General features: G+C 40.2%; 15 protein-coding genes. 13 read left to right on the forward strand and 2 right to left on the reverse strand.

Translation table 11 applies throughout. The features are described from left to right. The first annotated feature begins 57 nt into the window (after nt 1-57). The 6 genes from DRW41_RS01190 to DRW41_RS01215 all read left to right on the forward strand — a co-directional run bounded on the left by DRW41_RS01190 (nt 58) and on the right by DRW41_RS01215 (nt 8037). Nucleotides 58-720, forward strand: a complete 663-nt coding sequence (locus tag DRW41_RS01190; RefSeq protein WP_115450137.1) for a YczE/YyaS/YitT family protein — start codon at nt 58-60, stop codon at nt 718-720. Nucleotides 721-901: 181 nt separating this feature from the next. Then, entirely contained in the window at nt 902-1282 is a 381-nt protein-coding gene (locus DRW41_RS01195) for a RidA family protein (RefSeq protein WP_181884366.1), read from the forward strand. Nucleotides 1283-1894: 612 nt separating this feature from the next. Beyond that, complete coding sequence (locus DRW41_RS01200) at nt 1895-3286, forward strand: NCS1 family transporter (RefSeq protein WP_115450139.1); 1392 nt, start codon at nt 1895-1897, stop codon at nt 3284-3286. 419 nt (nt 3287-3705) lie between these two features. Next, nucleotides 3706-5172 (forward strand): allantoin permease, encoded by a 1467-nt coding sequence (gene allW, locus DRW41_RS01205; RefSeq protein WP_222928821.1) that lies wholly within the window; start codon nt 3706-3708, stop codon nt 5170-5172. Between the two features lie 69 nt (nt 5173-5241). Then, nucleotides 5242-6597 carry an allantoinase AllB gene (gene allB / locus DRW41_RS01210; RefSeq protein ID WP_115450141.1) on the forward strand — a complete coding sequence of 452 codons (1356 nt, stop codon included), beginning with the start codon at nt 5242-5244 and terminating at the stop codon, nt 6595-6597. A gap of 87 nt (nt 6598-6684) precedes the next feature. Then, entirely contained in the window at nt 6685-8037 is a 1353-nt protein-coding gene (locus tag DRW41_RS01215; protein ID WP_115450142.1) for an allantoinase, read from the forward strand. Between the two features lie 141 nt (nt 8038-8178). On the opposite strand, the gene DRW41_RS01220 is transcribed toward DRW41_RS01215, so the two are convergent. Then, entirely contained in the window at nt 8179-9831 is a 1653-nt protein-coding gene (locus DRW41_RS01220) for a PucR family transcriptional regulator (RefSeq protein WP_115450143.1), read from the reverse strand. 122 nt (nt 9832-9953) lie between these two features. On the opposite strand from DRW41_RS01220, the gene DRW41_RS01225 reads away from it, so the two are divergent. Further along, nucleotides 9954-10958, forward strand: a complete 1005-nt coding sequence (locus tag DRW41_RS01225) for an oxamate carbamoyltransferase subunit AllH family protein (protein ID WP_181884367.1) — start codon at nt 9954-9956, stop codon at nt 10956-10958. A gap of 63 nt (nt 10959-11021) precedes the next feature. Here DRW41_RS01225 and DRW41_RS01230 read toward each other — a convergent pair whose 3' ends face one another. Continuing rightward, nucleotides 11022-11876, reverse strand: a complete 855-nt coding sequence (locus tag DRW41_RS01230; RefSeq protein WP_115450145.1) for an alpha/beta hydrolase — start codon at nt 11874-11876, stop codon at nt 11022-11024. Nucleotides 11877-12293: 417 nt separating this feature from the next. Here DRW41_RS01230 and DRW41_RS01235 point away from each other — a divergent pair, with 417 nt between their 5' ends. The 6 genes from DRW41_RS01235 to allD all read left to right on the forward strand — a co-directional run bounded on the left by DRW41_RS01235 (nt 12294) and on the right by allD (nt 19823). Further along, nucleotides 12294-13955, forward strand: coding sequence for a PucR family transcriptional regulator (locus DRW41_RS01235; RefSeq protein ID WP_115450146.1), 1662 nt, complete (start codon nt 12294-12296; stop codon nt 13953-13955). A 390-nt stretch (nt 13956-14345) separates the two neighbouring features. Continuing rightward, on the forward strand, nt 14346-15962 hold the full coding sequence (locus DRW41_RS01240) for an L-lactate permease (protein WP_115450147.1): 1617 nt from the start codon (nt 14346-14348) through the stop codon (nt 15960-15962). An 18-nt stretch (nt 15963-15980) separates the two neighbouring features. Further along, the gene (locus DRW41_RS01245) at nt 15981-16229 is read left to right on the forward strand and encodes a hypothetical protein (RefSeq protein WP_115450148.1); all 249 of its coding nucleotides are present in this window, start codon (nt 15981-15983) and stop codon (nt 16227-16229) included. Between the two features lie 394 nt (nt 16230-16623). Then, nucleotides 16624-17907, forward strand: coding sequence for an allantoate deiminase (gene allC / locus DRW41_RS01250; RefSeq protein ID WP_115450149.1), 1284 nt, complete (start codon nt 16624-16626; stop codon nt 17905-17907). A 77-nt stretch (nt 17908-17984) separates the two neighbouring features. After that, nucleotides 17985-18749, forward strand: a complete 765-nt coding sequence (gene allE / locus DRW41_RS01255) for a (S)-ureidoglycine aminohydrolase (protein ID WP_115450150.1) — start codon at nt 17985-17987, stop codon at nt 18747-18749. A gap of 24 nt (nt 18750-18773) precedes the next feature. Further along, complete coding sequence (gene allD, locus DRW41_RS01260; RefSeq protein ID WP_115450151.1) at nt 18774-19823, forward strand: ureidoglycolate dehydrogenase; 1050 nt, start codon at nt 18774-18776, stop codon at nt 19821-19823. Nucleotides 19824-19836 lie beyond the last annotated feature (13 nt).

A 19836-nucleotide genomic window follows, 5' to 3' on the forward strand; every position in this document is an offset into this window, starting at 1 on the left:
TGAATTCAATGTTATATTTATTTTTATGATTTTGAAAAGAAGGATGTTTTGACTCAAATGAATATTACGAAACGACTCGCCTTGTACTGTATGGGCTTATTTTTTTTATCGCTAGGAGTTAGCATTTCAATCCAAGCAGGGCTGGGCGTATCGCCAGTGTCCTCGCTGCCGGTTGCTGGTTCTCTTACGACTGGCATATCTGTAGGTGCTACAACAGTGCTTGCAAATGTTCTGTTTATTATTGTTCAAGTTATTTTAAACAAACGCATAGAAATAAGGGAATTTGCAGTTCAATTAATGGTTGCATTCTTGTTCGGATTCTTTATGGATGTCACGCTATTCATCGTTCAACTTCTTCCCACCCCTGAAACCATTGTTGTCCGTGTACTCTATTTAATCGTAAGTTTATTCATTTTACCGGCAGGCTTGTGTGGTTATTTCAAAGCAAAACTTCCTCTGATGCCATACGACGCGTTAACGTATGTGATAAGTGAACGATTCAGATTAAAATTCAGCAGAGCAAAAATTACGAGTGACCTTATAAATGTTGTAGTGGCTGGTTTGGTATGTCTAATTTTCATACAATCCCTGGGGTCTATTGGAATTGGCACACTGATTGCTGCATATTTCAACGGAAAAATTCTTGGATGGATGCTTGCAAATTACGAACGAATATTTGGACAGTGGGTATTTAAAAGTGATAGTCAAGTTGAAGCCTAGAGTGGGTTTTTGAACGGGTTCAAAACTACGAAGAAAAGAAAAAGGCATTGGGAAGATTTCGCTCCCAATGCCTTTTTAGTTAGAATTCAAATAAAATCAAAAGCAACTTTATTTGAATGTTCAATTACAATCCAGTAATATGGGGGTTATATTGATATAATAAAAAGGGAGAATCATCACAATGAGGAAGGCTTATGAGGCAAAGAACGCAACTGTATCCGGCCCATATTCACATGCGGTGGATGCAGGAGAATTTGTTTATTTCTCGGGTCAAACAGCAATGAATTCAATTTCAGCGGAAAACCTGAAAGGGGATATCGGCAAGCAAACAGAGCGGTGTTTCAATAATTTATTTGAAGTATTGGATGTAGCTGGGCTTACCCCTGATGATGTTGTAAAAGTGAATGTATATTTAACGGATATGAATAATTTTGCTGCCATGAACGAAGTATATGAAACAAAATTCTCAAGCCCGTTTCCTGCTCGGACATGCGTAGCTGTGTTAGCTTTGCCATTAGGTGCTGAAGTTGAAATCGAAATGATTGCCAAACGAGGAAAATAATTTCAGAATGAATAAAAGGGTGTGATTGTTTACGTAAACGATCGCACCTTTTTAATTTGTGCTATTTTCAGATGTTAAAGGGTCCATTTCATAATCGTTCAACATATACAAACTATAGTTGTGTTGAATTTCATTTGGCGAATTATCCAAAGTAGAACGGAACTTATAATCAGTGGGGAAGGAAGGAAGAAAACCCACTAAATGAAGTTTCACTTTATACAAAAGGTAAAACTAAGCCTTTTTTATTGTTCAAAGTGTACAAGCGTTTGTTCATCTCGGTGTTATTTTGAAATTATTTATGCAGTATAAATAGGTGTCGTTTGTTCATTTTGTTTAATAGACATAAAGACCTAATTGAAAAAGCTATGTATAATAAGCCTTGTTAACAAAGAAAACGTGTCCAAGGAGGTTTAATTGTTTGGCCTAATGTCCATTATGGACCTCAAAATTATTTAACTGATTGGAGTACCGATATATATAAAGAAAGTTGTATTTCCAAAGCAGCCTCTAGCCTTAGAAAAATAATTTTACAGTAATTAGGTTAAACTTTTGCTAAATGGTCGAATCAAACGGGGTTTTAAATACGGCATACGATGAAAAGGGGTATGAAAAATGGCTACAACAATTGAAAGTCACGATACAAAAGAGATTGAACGTGTCGCGGGTGTGGATGAATCATTATATCCTAAAACCGCTAAGGGAAGGACAGTCAGCGCGAGAGACTATATTTTCATGTGGATTGGCGACGGCGTTAATTTAGGTAATATGACGCTGGGGGCTAGTGTTGTTGTGGCAGGTGTTGCGACATTAAACATCTTCCAAACAATTGTAGCAGCGCTTATCGCAATTGCGATCATTTCAACTGTTTTTGCATTGAATGATCGTCTTGGCTACAAAGAAGGAATTCCATATGTTGTACAGCTCAGAATGTCCTTTGGGATTAAAGGGACTGTGATATCGTCACTTCTGCGGGGGATACCAGCCATCGTTTGGTATGGGATTCAAAGCTGGATTGGAGGAACTGCCTTAAATGAAATTGCCAGGATTGTTACAGGCGGAAGTTTTGATAACGTTTTTGTTTGCTTTGTAGCGCTGCAATTATTTCAGATTGTTCTTTCTTTATTTGGTTTCCATGCAATTAAATGGGTTGAGACTGTTGCATCTGTTGTATTTATGATAGCACTTATTTATGTTTTCGGAATTCTTGTAACATCACATAGCACTGAAATCGCGCAAAACTGGATTCACGCAAAAGGCACATGGGGCCTGCCGTTCTTCGCGCTCATTATGGTCTTTTTGGGGAATTATGCAGGTATTTTCGTTAGTGCCGCTGACTATTCCAGGGAGCTTAAAACTGGTTTGAGTGATGGAAAACGCGGATCATTATACTTTATCCCAATTACCTTATCATATGGTTTTGTTCTTGTAATCGGGGTAATGCTGGCTGCTGCAACTGGGGTAACGAATCCCGCGCATGCACTCCCGATTGTCATCGATAATCCTTATATTTCGGTTTTTGTATCTGCGTTTATTGTAGTTGCGGTTATTGCAACAAATATGGTTGCTAACATCATCCCGCCAACTTATGTAATTTCATTGCTGACAAAGTTAAAGTATAAAGCATCTGTAACGGTAACAGGATTGCTTGCATTAGGCGCATTTCCTTGGTTGCTTATCCAGGAATCATCGTCTAAGGGTCTTAATTTGTTCATTCTGATTTATTCCGCATTTTTAGGACCGGTTATTTCAATATTATTGGTCGAATATTATATTATAAGGAAGCAGAGAGTAAGTACTGCAGACTTGTATAAGGAAGATGGTCCTTTTGCTGGGTTTAATCCAGCAGGCTTGATTGCAATGTTCATCGGTGCAGGTGCCGCTTTCATTAAGGTGGAGCTAGCATGGATAATCGGTGTAGTAGTAGCAGGCATCGCTTATTATCTTCTAACAAAGTTCGCCTTTAAAGATTCAAGCTTCAAAAAAGGGACGATTTTTGAAAAATAAAGAGAAGCTTCAAAAAATACTTTGCAGAGGAGGCTCTGCAAAGTATTTTTTATGTATCGGGAACCTTTGGGATTTATAAAATTGAACCTTGAGGATAAAGGACTTTTAAATGTTTTACACAATTCGCCAATTATAACTGTGCAAGTTGCACTTTCGTTTATTTGAAGTGAATATGAATATAAAATACATTATGCACAATGCATAAGAAGTGTTGTTTGTTTTGTTTAATGAAACTAAAGAAGTGAAACGGGATACTATTGTATAATAGTAATGGCGGAAATAAATAAAAAAATGTTTTTGGACATGAAACCATGAACCTCATTGCATTTTTTTATTGCATACGTGAATCATAAGTTCAAGGAATGATGACCTTGAACAAAAGCTTCGATGATTATTGGAGTTACCCAAGGAGGAGAGAATTGAGTCGTTTTAATAGAGAGGAATTAAAAGCTGCTGGATTTAGTGAAGACGTTTTGCCGACAAGAGAAGAAGAAAGAAAATGGAACATTGGGAATTTTGCTTCTATATGGATGGGTGCTGTCCATAATATACCTAACTATATTGCAATCGGCGGACTTTTTGCCTTAGGATTGTCAGTTGGTCAGGTTTTTGCTGCCATTATGGTTGCCTCCCTAATAATAGCTGCAATGCTCGTTCTTAATGGCCACGCGGGCTCAAAGTATGGATTGCCATTTGCGATGCTGCTCCGTTTGTCCTTTGGAACGAAAGGCGCAATGATTCCAGGAGTATTAAGGGGAGTAATTGCGGCGATCATGTGGTTCGGTTTTCAGACCTACGCCGGAAGCCAAGCATTATCCATTTTAATCGGAAAACTTTGGCCTTCGTATTTAACGATGGGCGGAGATTGGAGCCTTTTAGGTTTATCATTGCCTGCATTACTATCCTTTTTGATTTTTTGGCTATTGAATGTTGCCTTAATTTATGGAGGTATGGGGTTCTTAGGGAAATTTTCAAATATCCTTTCACCGCTTGTTTACATAGTTTTTGGAGGAATGGCAATTTGGGCCATTAACTTAGCAGGTGGTATAGGACCAATATTAGCTTATACCGGATCAGGTGTTGCAGGAAATAAAATGATAATCTTTATCGCTGCTGTGACAGCAGTTATTGCTGCCTGGGCTACACTGTTTGTAAATGTTTCGGATTTCACAAGGATGGCGAAGTCTACTAAGGACCAAGCAATCGGACAAACAATTGGCATTGTAGTGGCATTTTTACTATTTGCGGTTGCTAGTATTTCAATTATTGTGGGCTCCGAAATTGCCTTTGGTACACCAATTTGGAACGTACTGGATGTAGTTGCACGGTTTGATAGTACTTTTGCAATCGGTATATCAGTACTTACACTATGCTTAACAACATTATCTGTAAATGTTACAGGAAATATTGTTCCTGCAGGTTACCAGTTGGCATCCTTATTTCCAAAAAAAATTACTTTCAAGTCCGGTGCATTGATTGCAGCATTTATTGGAATTCTTGTCATGCCGTGGAAGTTGATGGAAAACGCAACAAGTATTTTCACTTTCCTAAATATTGTTGGCGGAATTTTAGCTCCAGTAACCGGAATTATGTTAGCGCAGTATTTCATCATTTCAAAAACCAACATTGACCTGAATGAACTATATGCACCAAAGGGCAAATACAATTATAAAAATGGTTTTAATATAATTGCCATCATCACAATGATTATCGCAGGCATCCTGTGTTTGGGTGGTAATTTCCTTCCGCTTCTGAAGCCGCTCTACGATATGTCCTGGTTTGTCGGAATCATTTCGGCGTTTATTATTTATACATTGATTGAGTGGCAGAATTCAAAAGGTACTTTGCTTGAAAAGAAGCCCAAATTACATGAAGAAAATAGTTAAATAAAGAAATGGCAAAACTAAAAATTCTTAAGTCAATAAAAAAACTTGGTCCTGAAAGGGGTATTTCACATGGCATTTGATTTAGTTATTAAAGGCGGAAATGTTGTATTACGGGATGGCGTATATAAGGTTGATATCGGAATTAAAGATGAAAAAATCTCCTGCATCGCGGAACAAATTAACGATGAGGCAAAAGAAGTAATCGATGCGAGCGGACAATATGTTATGCCGGGTATGATTGATACACATGTTCACATCAGCGAACCAGGACGTACAGAATGGGAAGGCTTTGAAACAGGGTCGAAAGCATTGGCGGCCGGCGGTACGACGAGTTATGTGGAAATGCCATTGAACGCGCTCCCTGCAACAATCAATAAAGACGCACTGGATCTTAAGCTTGAAGCGGCAAAAACTCAAAACTATGTCGATTATGCCTTCTATGGCGGTCTTGTACCAGAAAACCTGGACAAGCTGGAAGAATTGGCTGATGCGGGAGTCCTTGCCTTTAAGTGCTTCATGTCTGATATTACAAGTGACATCCCTGGAGATTTCACAAATGTCGATGATTATACTTTGTATAAAGGGATGCAGAAATTGGCGGAACTGGATCAGCTGCTGTGCATCCATGCTGAAAATCCATCAGTTACATCCGGGCTTGCCAAAGAATTTGCTAAAGCAGGCAAAAATTCCGGCGTAGAATATGCGGAATCCCGCCCTGTTTTTACAGAAGTGGATGCCGTCCAACGCGCCATTCTGTTTGCAAAAGAAACTGGCTGTAAATTGCATTTAGTGCACATCAGTACATCAGAGGCTGTTCAAGTAATTCAAAAGGCCAAGCAAGAAGGTGTTGATGTAACGGTTGAATCCTGCCCTCATTATTTTGCCTTCACAGCTGAGGAAGTGGATGAAATCGGCCCAAGAGCAAAGTGCCAGCCGCCAATCAGGCCAGCAAAAATCCAGGCAAAACTATGGGACGAGCTTCTGGACGGGAATATTGATTGGATAACATCAGACCATTCACCTTGTACCGAGGATTTAAAGCAAGGAAACCTATGGGAAGCATGGGGCGGAATAAGCGGCGCCCAGAACAACGTCGACCTCATGTTCGACCTGGCTGTGAAACAACGCGGACTCGCAGTCAATAAGTTCGTTGATTTGATTGCAACACATCCAGCTGCACGATTTAATTTGCCTCATAAAGGCGAAATTGCCGTTTCAAAGGACGCGGATATTATTTTAGTGGATCCTAACCAATCTTATACTGTGAAAAGAGAAGATCTTTACTATAAAAATAAGCACAGTGCATATGAAGGCAGGAAGATTGACTGCCGTGTAACGAAAACAATCGTTCGCGGGAATGTCGTTTTCGATTTGGAAAAAGGGATTGTTGGAGGTCCTGTAGGAAAGCTGATGACTGCTAAATAATCAGCATTAAAACGAACCAAGTATCTCTTTGCCGTTGTCAGCGTTTGACAATGGCAAAGGGTTACTAAATGGCAGGAGGTATGAAACATGGCTACATATGATCTGATTATTAGAAACGGGAATATTGTCACTTCTGAGTCAACGGTTCAAGGTGACATTGCCATTAAGGATGGCAAGATTAAGGAAGTATCTGTGGGCAAATCACTCGAGGCAACAGCCGATAAAGAGATTAACGCTGAAGGGCTTCATATCCTTCCAGGTTTAATCGATACACACGTCCATTTTAATGAACCAGGCAGAACGGAATGGGAAGGGCTCGCAACAGGAAGCAGGAGTTTGGCTGCAGGCGGTGTAACAACATTCTTTGATATGCCTTTGAATAGTACGCCTCCGACCATCAACAAAGCGAATTTGGAGCTGAAAAGTTCACTTGCTGATGAAAAATCGATTGTTAATCCGCGTTTCTGGGGCGGGCTAGTGCCGGAAAATATTGCCGATTTAAAGGAACTTTACGAAAACGGCGTCATCGGATTCAAGGCATTCATGTCACCAAGCGGGATTGCTGATTTCGACAATGTTGATGATGAATCACTTTTTAAGGGCATGAAAGAAATTGCTTCCTTTGGCTCACTTTTAGCTGTCCATGCGGAAAGTACGGTTATTTGCGATCAGCTGGCAAAAGAAAAGCAAAGCCAGGGAAAAACAAGCGCAAGGGATTTTGTTGAATCACGGCCGATTATTTCTGAAATCGAAGCAGTTCGAAGAGTAATCTCTTATGCTGAAGCAACTGGATGTAAACTCCATATTGTCCATGCGAGCAGCAGAAAAGTAGTCGAGGTTATTAAAGAGGCTCAACAAAGGGGCGTGGATGTAACAGTCGAAACATGCCCGCACTACCTATCTTTGACCGTTAAGGATTTAGAAGAAAAAGGAGCTTTGGCGAAATGCGCTCCTCCGTTAAGGGATGAAGAAGAAGTAGAAGATCTTTGGGCGGCTGTTGCTAACGGTGAAATTACTGTGATTGGTTCAGACCATTCACCTGCCCCGGCGTCCATGAAGACCATTACTGACAACTATTTTGAAGGTTGGGGCGGTATCTCTGGTGCTCAATCGACATTGAATATTCTGTTGACTGAAGGGCACTTCAAACGGAATCTTCCATTAGAAAAAATCGTTGAACTGACAGCGACAAACCCGGCTAAATTGTTCGGTCTGGCAACGAAAGGAACAATCGCCGAAGGCTACGATGCCGACCTGGCCATTGTTAACCTAAACGAAAGCTTTGAGCTAAAGAAAGAAGACTTGTTCTATCGCCATAAGCATTCACCATATGTTGGCATGACATTTAAAGGGAAAGTCAAAACAACGATTGTCAATGGTGAAATTGTCTTTGAAAACGGAAAAATCATTGTTGATGGAAAAGCAGAAGTTAAAGCATAAGTAAAAAAACCAAAACCCGGTTGTAAAAGGGTTTTGGTTTTTTTATTGTCGAGATTCAGGGGGGATGCTTCAGCGGCATGGATATCCCGTGAAGGAAAAGCGTTACCTTCGATGCCGATAGCCTATACGCTTACGATAATCTTATGCGTTGCTTTCGTTTTCTTTTAGGATGGAGCCGATAATTAAAGCAACACGCATGCGCAATGAATCAACAGGATCACGAAATGAACAGTTTAGCATTTCTTCTGTTTTCTCGATACGGTATTTAACCGTATTTCTGTGGATAAACAATTTCCTTGATGTCTCGGAAATTTCACATTGGGAATCAAGGTAGACTTGGATGGTTTTAACTAATTCCTGTTCTTCCTTTGTCTTAGGATAAGCAAGAGACTTTAATGTATTTTCGTATAATGCTTTTAAATCCTTTTTAGGAACGGAGCTTAGTAATTCTTCAAGCTCCTTCGGTTTATAGAAATTTACGAATCCCAGCTTGTTCATTTCATATCCGGTGAGTAATGCTTCCACCGCTTCGTGATAGGCAGTAGTGATATCCTTAATCGAGAAGACTGGATTACTCACACCGAATGAAATGGAAAAATCACCCTGTATGTTAGTTTGGCAATTATTTATAAAATTGGTTAGAGTATCGGAATCTACTTCCCCGAACTTGGGGAATTGGAGAATCATGACGAAGTATTTTTCTTTTGTAAATAAAATTGCCTCAATATCATTCTGAATGATTTCGTCTTCGAGCTGATCGTAAATACTATTGTATAACTCTCCGACCTTTTTTTCATACAGTTGCAGCGATTCGTAATTTTGCCCTTTTTGGTCTACAGTGCAAACCATGCAAATATTATCCATGTTTTCTTTCAATCCGTAATAATTTCCACGGCTTAAAATCTCTTCCTCAGAGCCAATCCTCATTTCGATTAATTCATCGAAGAAATTATTTTTTAACAATCTGGAATTTTCTTCGATAGCCTGTTCTTTGATGAGTGTGAATGAAATGACGTTGCCAGCCTGTTCAATGGCCATTTGTGAAGAGGGGTAGGGCAAGGTTAATGAATCAAAGATAACCAACATACTTGGAAACAGCCGTTTTGTTTGTACAGGAAATGTAGTGATGGATTGATTGTCTCGCAGTGGGATTGTAAATGTCCTGCCTTGCCGGGAAGATACTAAATCTTCTTTAACTTTTTGAATGATTTCCCGTTCGACTGTTTTCATTGATTCCATTCCAAAATGATGGCTGGAGGCGATTTTTTCTCCTCTGTGATTTAATAAAAGAGTCGGCCGGGCCAAAAAATGGCCTAATTGTTCGATTAGCGCACTCATGCTGTACCCTTTTATCATCATTTTTGAAAACTCTTTTTGAACATGGAGGGCATAATAAAGTTGCTCGGTTTCGTCATCATTTAAGTAGTTTAAAATGTGGCGGGATACTTCTCCCAATGTATGTTTTGTAGGTAAATCGATAATAGGAAAAGCCAAGTCATCGGCAAGCAATTTAACTTCAGTTGGCAACTCCTTCAAAAAACGATTAATTTTAATAACCATTCCTGAACAATTTAGCGCATGCATGTGTTTAATCAACTCACACATTTGCTGAATATCGTCTTTAAAAGCATACCCGGTTGTGAGAAGTAGATGATTGCTGTCTAAAAATTTAATAACATCAGGGGTGTCTGATATATTGACGAATTGGACGTTTCGGGTAAGTCCTCTGTGGCCAGCCAGTACGGCACTTTCCTTCATGCCTTCTAAAATAAATAAATCGTTTATTGTTTTCATGGTTGTTCATCCCTCATTTACTACCTATTAATTCGTTAACTTATGTAAGGAACATACAAATTTCATGCGAATTTTAGTTATTTTGAACAATGACAGTAGTCCTATTGTATCTTACAATTATAGTGAAGGTAAACAAAATATTTATAGAAATTTCTTCAAGGAACTATTTTCAGTTTGGGGTGAATTGGTTGATTTATTCAATGGAAAGAAAAAATCATGATAACAGCAGCTGGCCTGCCAACGCTTCCAGTGAAGAAGTATATAAAATCCTAAAGAGTAATCCCATCGGCTGTGTCCATAGTATTTTTAACAATAGTTTTAACTTAGCTTTTGATAAATATTTAATTCATGTGGGTCCCGTGGAAAATGGATTATCCCCATTCGGAATTGGAATGGATCGAAACCACGTGCTGCAGCTTATAAGGCGCATAAGCAATAAACAGGAAGCGGTTTGGGATGTGGCATCAAAAACGATTGAATTTTCAGAAGGAGCTTCCATTTCGTTACAACGGGCAGAATTGACAAATCATACCCTATTTGGTCATTTGTACAACCGCCAATATTTAAAAGAGAATTTTTTATTTGTTGCCGACAGGCTGCTGCAGGAGGAGTGGAGGACAGGCCTGGCAGAAACGATTGATGATAAAAGGACGATAGTCAAGTATTTGCTTGACCATGTGTTTGATCAAAAGGATAATCCGACTCTAAAGGAGTTGGACAATCTAAAAAGGCTTGCCCATGGAGATCCTACTGTAGCAGCCGAAAACGTATTTAATTATTGGATCGGTAGAGGCCTTGGGCTGACTCCTAGCGGGGACGATGTCATTACCGGGATATGTGCAATCCTTTCTGCCTTAAAAGGAACAAATGAAGCTTTTCAGCAGCAGTTGAAATCCTACTTAGTGGAAAACGGAAGGAAAAGGACAACACATATTGCGTTGGAATACCTTTTATATGCAACTAATAGCAAATTTCACTCGCATCTTATTCAGATGTGTTCTGTAATGGATAAACCTCGTGGGCTAGAGTTTTTGGCTGCTCTCGAAGACATGAGAAAAATAGGCCACACTTCCGGCGCAGATACCATTATAGGCATTCTGGTAGGAATAAAAGCCACAGATGGTTAGAAAGGCAGATTGCCATAAACCAAAAACGAGAAAAGGGCTGAGAATCCTCTCAAGCCCTTTTGTTTAATTTAAATGTAAATTTAAGAAAGCAATAACCTCATCAAAAGCTTTTTGGACAATCGGATTTTGCCACTCTTCATCAAATACATGCTTGCCGTTTGGAATCGTAATTAACTGGCTCTTCGCTCCGGCCTTGTTTAATGCTTCGGCCATCACTACTGATTGTTCGTATGGGACATCCTCATCCATTGTTCCATGGAGAAGCAGTGTAGGCGGAAAATCGGCGCTTACAAAGTTTATAGGGCTAAACTGGGAAAGTCCATCCTTTCCTCCGGTAATTTTCTCAATCCAAGCACCCGTTTGCCGACCATGCATATAGATTGCATATCGTTTGTGGATAGGGCCGACTGTAATTACTTCGTCAGAAACCAGCATATTTGCGAGTTCGCCGGGTACCGTTGTCATCCTTTGATAGTGTGGGCTTGGTTTTAACGCCCAATCACCCGTAATATCCCCGTAGCCATAAAAAGAAACGATTGCCTTAGGCTTGTTCTTCAAGGTTCCAGTCATCAGGGCAAGATAGGCGCCAGCAGAGCTTCCAATAACAGCTACCTTTTTTGGATCATAGTTAAATTGCTTGACACCCTTATTCTCAATCCAAGATAGAGCATCGGCAATGTCGGATAGTATTTCCGGCAGCTTCGTTTCTGGTGCAAGGCGATAATCAATTGAGAATACGTTAAAACCAGCGCGATGATAAAATTCAAGTTGTTCGGTTTTTATGTCTTCCCTCGATCCCCATACGAGCCCGCCGCCATGAATAAAGATAATGACTGGACGCATTGATTGGGAAGCAGGATAAAAATCTCCTTTTACCTCAAAATGGGGGTCTTTTTTGTAAATGATTGTTGTTGGCATCATGATGTTCACTTTCTTTCCAATAAAGTTTTTTACGTTAATATACTATAGCATAAATAAATATGGTTACTAACTTTTTCGTTTGATTCGGGTTGCCGGACAACTGCCAATGAAAGTAGCCGTCCCTCGGCACTGGGGATAAATTCCTGTTAAAATAGAAATTGGTCCTTTAAAAAGGTGCCGGATTATGGGTTAATATAGTGGATATGCATAGTTTTTTGAAAGAGCCAAAGATTCTGGTTGTTATATACATGGAAAAATCAATGATCACGATTATAATTGCAAAACTGTTTATAAAACTGGTGAAAGGGTTTGTTCATCCGTCATTCACAGGAGGTAAAAGGACTATGAGTTTTTCTTTTAGTCCTTTTTTGCTAGACAGACTGACTATTTAATGCAGAAAGGTTCGTACTGACCATGGAATTTAAAGTGAAAGATTTGTTGAAGGTTGCCTCCTTAAAAGATGCTGTGATACTCAGCGGAAAAGAAAATTTGGATAAAGTGTTAACAGGAGCTACGATCATGGAAACACCCGATATTGCAGATTGGTTGAAAGGCGGGGAATTAATTTTAACGAGTCTTTACCCCATCCGATATTTTAATGATAGCCAAAAAGAGCAATTCATTTTTCGATTGGCCGAAAAGAGGGTAAATGCCCTATTGATTAAAAACGTGTCAGGGATCCCGGAGATTATTATTAGAGCGGGTGAGAAGAGTGGACTGCCAATTATCCAGCTGCCTAAAGAGGTTGCTTATATAGATGTAATGTACCCGGTCATGGGGGAGATAATGAATAATCAAGTAAAGAAGCTCCGATATTATAAAAACATCCATGATCAGTTTACGGCATTATCTTTAGCAGACAAAGGCCCTGAAAAAATAATAGAGACATTGGAAGGGTTAATTGGGAATTCTGTTACTTTATTTGACCGCAACTTCCATTGTATTACATCAACAGAGCCATCCCTAACGAGATTTAAGATTGTTGAAAAAGTCCCTTATTATAATAAAACGGAGGAAATTAAGTTTCCGCACTACCGGCAAATTGTTGAATATCCAGAACTTGATGGTCAAAAAGGTTATCAAATAGTTGTTCCAATTGAAACGGTTAATAATATCAGAACATATCTATTAATAAGTGAAATGAATAAACCTTTGGGAGAGCTCGATTTCATTGCTGTGGAAAATGCGGCAACCGCGCTCTCGCTTGAATTAGTGAAACAATTTGCTGTAGCTGAAGTAGATAAAAGATTTAAAAATGATTTACTTGAAGAGTTAATTGAGGGGAAAAGCCGATCAACGGACTTTTTCCAAAATGCCAATTTAATTGGCTGGGATATTGAAGGTTCGTTTGCGGCTGTTTTGTTCAAAATAAGCAAGAATAATGAACTGCTCTCCAAGGAACAGATTAAACGCGGTATATCAAATCGAAATGAGACGTTGCTGTATGAGGCTATTCAGAAACACATGCCAGATTGTATTGTCGGCAGTAAAAGCGGCTTAGTTGTCGTACTTTGGAAAATAGCCGAGGATGATAAAAATGATAATTTGTGGATGGACCAGATAAAAGAAACGGCATCCAGAATTCAGCAATTTCTTAAAAAACAAAACAATAATATCGTTGTCCAAGTTGGTTTGGGGAGTTTGGCAAATGGAATAATGGATGTTGGGGAAAGCTATAAGAAGGCTCAAGAAGCACTTGAACTTGGAGAGGTTCTAAATGGAAAGGAAGCCATTACAGCGTATTCTGAATTAGGGATTTATAAGCTTTTATGCGAATTTGAAGATCCATCCCTTTTAAATACGTTTATCCCGCCTTCGCTCAACAAGTTATTGAGTTACCCGCAGGCGAATAAAAATGATTTGTTGGAAACTTTAAAAATCTTTTTAGAGTGTAACCAAAATGCCACTAAAGTATCTCAAGTTCTCTTCATACACCATAAAACCGCGGTCTATCGTCTCGAAAGAATTAAGGAGATAACCGGGATGAACTTTGATGATTCGGAGGAGATGTTATCCGTTCAAGTAGGATTAAAAATTATCAATCTTCTTGAACGAAAAAGGATGTATATTGACTGAATTCGCCAAAATCATTTTCTCATATAGATTTGATTAATAAAACCAAATATTGGATGGGTAAAATAGTAAGCAGCGAAGCTTACTATTTTTTTGTCTAAATCCCAGGCTAGCGGAGGATAAGCTTGGCGCTCCATTGGCATCATAAGTCCATGGAATCCCGCTCTGCCATCATTTCGTTTTGTGATAATTTGTTTTGCTTGTTGTAGATAGTGCACAAAAATTTATGGTGTTTTTGTACACTTTGCAAATTGAAAGAAGCATGAGAAAGTTGTACATTATACTTTGTGAGTAAACAGTTATTTTCAAAAAGTAATTGTTTTTATTTGTGAGTGAAATTTCTGCAACCGTGAGAAGTTTCATTTTATGCCATAAAAAGGAGGAGAGCAGGAATTGGAATTACCTGTGAACATATTGATGTGGGTAATGGCGGTTTTACCTATAGCAGTACTTATATTACTAATGGTTAAATTCCATTGGGGAGCTGCCGAAGCTGCACCAATTGGACTATTAACGGCATTAATCATATCAATCGTTTTTTATAAATCTGATCTAGAGTTGATCGGATTGGAAAGTGCAAAAGGGATATGGACTTCACTAACAGTAATCGCGATTATTTTGCCTGCGATTCTGATATATGAAGTAACCACTGAAGCGAAAGCATTTGACTCTATCCGGAATGGATTAAAAAAGTTTACTTCAAATGAACTACTTCAAATTATGGCCATCGGTTGGGTGTTTGCCAGCTTTTTGCAAGGGATAACTGGTTTTGGAGTTCCAATCGCGGTTTGTGCTCCATTACTAGTCGGACTCGGAGTAAGGCCGCTATGGGCTGTCGTCATTTCTTTGTTTGGGCAGGCCTGGGGAAATACGTTTGGAACTCTGGCTGTAGCTTGGGATGCGCTAGTTGCCCAAACAGGTATTCAGGGCACTACATTAGTTGAGGCTGCCATCTGGGCTTCCATTTTCATCTGGATTATCAATTTTGCGACAGGAATTATTATTTGCTGGGCCTATGGCCGCATGGAAGCTGTAAAGAAAGGTCTGCCGGCGGTCGCGATCATATCGCTCATCCAAGGTGGAGGGCAAATGGTTTTATCTCAAGCAAATCCATCTCTAGCAGCATTTATTCCATCTTTACTGTCACTCGTTGCTATTCTTTTCATTGGTAAACTTAAAATGTACAGAAATTCATGGAGCATCCAGGATAGCAAAATGATGCTTCGCCAGGAAGAGGAAAATAAGCAGCAATCCGATATGAAGGCAGAAGGATTGCTTACGATGAATCAAGCTTTTTTCCCTTTTTACGTATTAACTGCTATTACTTTGCTCGTATTACTGATTAATCCACTAAAGAACTTCCTCAATAAGTGGCAGTTAGGCCTTAGCTATCCTGAGACATCGACCGGTTATGGGGTGGTGAATCATGCTTATGACGTATATTCGCCTGTTATGCCATTAACGAATTCGGGGTTATTCCTGCTTCTTGCCGCAATCCTTGGTTTTGTCTATTTCAAAAGTAAAGGGAAAATTGAAAAAGGCGGAGGAGTACGGGCTATCAGGAGAACTATTGAAAAATCGATACCTTCAACGATTGCCGTAATCGGACTGATAATAATGTCCAAGATCATGGGTGGATCTGGCCAAACAACCGAACTTGCCATGGGGACCGCGGGAGTTATGGGCCAGACTTACGTAATGTTGGCACCAGCTATTGGCGTTCTTGGATCCTTTATGACTGCAAGTAATATGTCCTCGAATATTTTATTAGGTGGGTTCCAACAAGCGACTTCCCAGCTGTTGAATATAAATGAAGCTGCAATATTGGGGGCTCATACAGGGGGAGGAGCGCTTGGTTCGGTTCTGTCGCCAAGTAAAATCATCCTTGGGACGACAACAGCTGGAATTCTTGGCCAAGAAGGTCTTGTCTTGAAAAAGATATTGCCTGTTGTCATCATCATCGCTATTTTGATGGGAATAATATTAACGATTGCTACACAGTTTATTTAGATCGAGTGGTGATAAGAAATGAGAGATTTTTTTTCAACCAAAATTGGGCAACAAACAATAGCGACACTCGTTACGCTATTTTCCTTCCTGTTCCTTTATGTTGGAGGGACTCAGCATAATAACGGAGTATTGATTGTCGGAATCATCCTCATGCTTGGGGGAATGCTGGCTGTTCCAGCAATAGGGTTCAGCCATGCAAAAAATGAGCAGAAAAAAGAAGGAACAAAGATAAAAGCATCCTCGAAACTTCGGGACAGCGAAAGTTAGGCATACCTTTCGTTACTGAATGCTATCTGACAAAGAACAGGAAACAATGATATGCGCGGGTCATCATGGAGAAATCGGGAACCATGATCCGAATGAATGAATTAGTTTGAGGCGCATGAAACGTTCCATGCGCCTGTTTTTTTATCCATTGGAGATAAATCGTGGAAATGAATGCCTGCAAGGATTTTGTTTATCCACTTTAGATAAAAATGATAACTCATCTTTATCCATTCGTCATAAAGACTATACTGTTCAATACGCTTACAATTATAGGGGGACAAGAGGTCCGGACCTGTCTGGATTGAAGCTTTGTCCATATGGTTAGTATTAGCGGGATTTGGAACAATAAGAGGGATGTTTTGAAAACAGTTCCTAAATTGAACTATTTTACATAATGAGGAAAGGTAGATGGAAGTTGGGGAACATACTAAAAGCAACAGGTAAACAGCTTGATGCATTGGCGGAAGAAACAGCCCAGAAGCTTGATTGGCTAGGCGGATTCGGGAAAGATTCCGAAGGTGGTGTTTCACGTCTGCTTTATTCCAAAGAATGGGTCGACGGCCAGAACGCCCTGAAAGAATGGATGGAAAACGAAGGCCTCGAAGCTCGCTTTGATGAAGTCGGAAATCTTTTCGGTACACTGCAAGGGAAAAACACTGACGAAACAATCCTGACTGGTTCGCATGTCGATACAGTGAAAAATGGCGGCCGCTATGACGGGGCATATGGAATCGTCGCTGGTATATTGGCGCTAAAATACTTGAAAGAACAATTCGGCCAGCCACTTCGCAACATTGAAGTTGTTTCAATGGCCGAAGAAGAAGGAAGCCGTTTCCCTTACACGTTTTGGGGTTCCAAAAACATTGTAGGTTCAGCGAAACGTGAAGATGTCGAAACAATTACAGATTTTGACGGTGTCCCATTTGTCGAAGCGATGTCCAATGCCGGCTTTGGTTTCAGGGATGAATCAAAAGGGACGCGCAATGACTTAAAGGCGTTTGTCGAAGTCCATGTAGAACAAGGAAGCGTCCTCGAAACTGAAAAGAAATCAGTCGGGGTTGTCCATAGCATCGTCGGCCAGAGACGGTACACCGTTGAAATTACAGGCGAAGCAAATCATGCTGGGACAACGCCAATGGGATACAGAAAAGACGCGGTTTTTGCGGCAAGCCAAATGATCGTTGAAATTATCACCATGGCAAAGGAAGCTGGAGATCCGCTTGTCGCTACAGTTGGTAAAATCGAGGTTCAGCCAAACATTGTCAATGTCGTGCCAGGAAAGGCGATTTTCACTATTGATGTTCGCCATACTGACAAAGAAGCCATTGTATCCTTCACGGAAAAAATGACTGCCAGGATGAATGACATTTCAAAAGAGCATGTAGTTGAAACGGCAATTGATATGTGGATGGATGCTGATCCAGTCCCAATGGATCAAACGGTTGTGGAACTAATCGAAAAACAATGCAAAGAAAATGGGCTTAATTATAAGTTAATGCACAGCGGTGCCGGGCATGACTCGCAAATTTTCGCCCCGGTTGTGCCTACAGCAATGCTTTTTGTGCCAAGCTTAAAGGGAATCAGCCACAATCCGGCAGAATTTACCGAGCCGGCTGATTTGGCGGAAGGCGTCAAAGCACTGATTGGAGCCCTGTATGAATTGGGTTATAAAGAGTAATCAATGTGCATTGCAACTAGTTATTAAAATGTTTTAAGCCATTTATAATACTATTTGTAAAAAGGAGAATGTTAAAGATGGGTTATCCAAAGGATTTACTTTCAAGCAGGTCTATTATTAAACACGGCTTATATGCTCTTATTGCACCAGAGGGCTTAGTTAATAACGTTGTCCCTGGTTTTGAAAATTGCACAATGTCCATTTTAGGTTCACCGAAATTGGGTGCAAGCTTCGTGGATTACATCATCACAATGCACGAAGGCGGCAAGAATAGTGAAGGATTTTGTGGACAGGAAGATGTTGAGTCGTTTGTCTACGTTCTAGGTGGAAAGGTGAAGGCAACTGCTGATGGCCAGGAGTACATATTAAAGGAAAGCGGCTATCTTTATTGCCCGCCAGGAGTGAAAATGTATTTGGAAAATGTTGAATCCGGGGATTCCCGCCTATTCCTTTACAAACAGAAATATAAGCCACTAGAAGGCCGCAAGCCATGGGTTGTTTCCGGCCATTCAAATGATATCGAATATAGGGACTACGATGAAATGCATAACGTTCATATCAAAGACCTATTGCCGATGGAGCTTGATTTCGATATGAACTTCCATATCCTTTCGTTCGATCCAGCAGCAAGCCATCCATTTATTGAAACACACGTCCAGGAGCATGGTGCGTACCTGCTGTCCGGAGAAGGTATGTATAATCTTGATAACGAATGGATTCCGGTTAAGAAAGGCGATTACATTTTTATGGGCCCTTATGTCCATCAAGCTGCTTATGCAGTTGGAAGAGAACCATTGACATATGTTTACTCTAAAGATTGTAATCGGGATGCGTCATTATAATATTCCCAACGAAGAGGTGTCACCATGAGAGTAACAAGAGAAGACTTAAAAAGTCTAATCCAAAATAAGCTTCACAAGGCAGGCTTAAACGAGGACCACGCCGAAATAGCGGCGGACGTCCTTGTGTTTGCAGACGAAAGAGGAATTCATTCCCACGGAGCCATGCGTGTGGAATATTATGCTGAAAGAATTGCAAAGGGCGGGATTAATACAAATCCTGACTTTAAGTTCGAGAAAACCGGCCCAAGTACGGGCATCTTCCATGGCGATGGCGGGAATGGCCATGCTGCAGCGAAGATGGCTATGGACGAAGCCATTAAAATGGCAAAAGAAAATGGCGCTGCGATTGTTGGTGTCAGAGATATTTCCCATAGCGGTGCAATATCCTATTTTACTCACCAGGCAGCGGACCAGGATATGATTGGTATTTCGGTATGCCAATCCGATCCGATGGTAGTTCCATTCGGAGGTGCTGAGCCTTATTATGGTACGAACCCAATTGCCTTTGCCGCTCCAGGCAGCGATGGGAGAAAGATTACATTGGATATGGCAACAACTGTCCAGGCCTGGGGGAAAATCCTTCATGCCAGATCTAAGAATGAGTCTATCCCGGATACATGGGCAGTAGATAAAAACGGAGAACCGACAACTGATCCGTTCAGTGTCAACGCATTATTGCCAATTGCCGGCCCTAAGGGCTATGGCCTTGCAATGATGGTCGATGTATTGTCTGGAATCCTTTTAGGCCTCCCGTTCGGAAATAAAGTTACTTCTATGTACGAAGATTTGACTGCATACCGGAAGTTGGGACAACTCCATATTGTCATTAACCCGGCATTCTTTACAGGTATAACTGGCTTCAAGAAAGATATTACGCAAACAATGGATGACTTGAATCAAATCAAACCTGCCCCAGGTTTTTCAAAGGTTCTTTTCCCTGGACAGAATAACGATCTTGTCATAGCGGATTATAAGGAAAACGGGATTGAAATCGTAGATGATATCCATGAATATTTAACCTCGGATGTCATTCATAACAACCAATATGATCATAAAGACCCGTTTGCTAAATAAGCATCAGGTTTGA

It is taken from the genome of Neobacillus piezotolerans (genome assembly GCF_003362805.1).
GTDB classification, from domain to species: domain Bacteria; phylum Bacillota; class Bacilli; order Bacillales; family Cytobacillaceae; genus Bacillus_D; species Bacillus_D piezotolerans.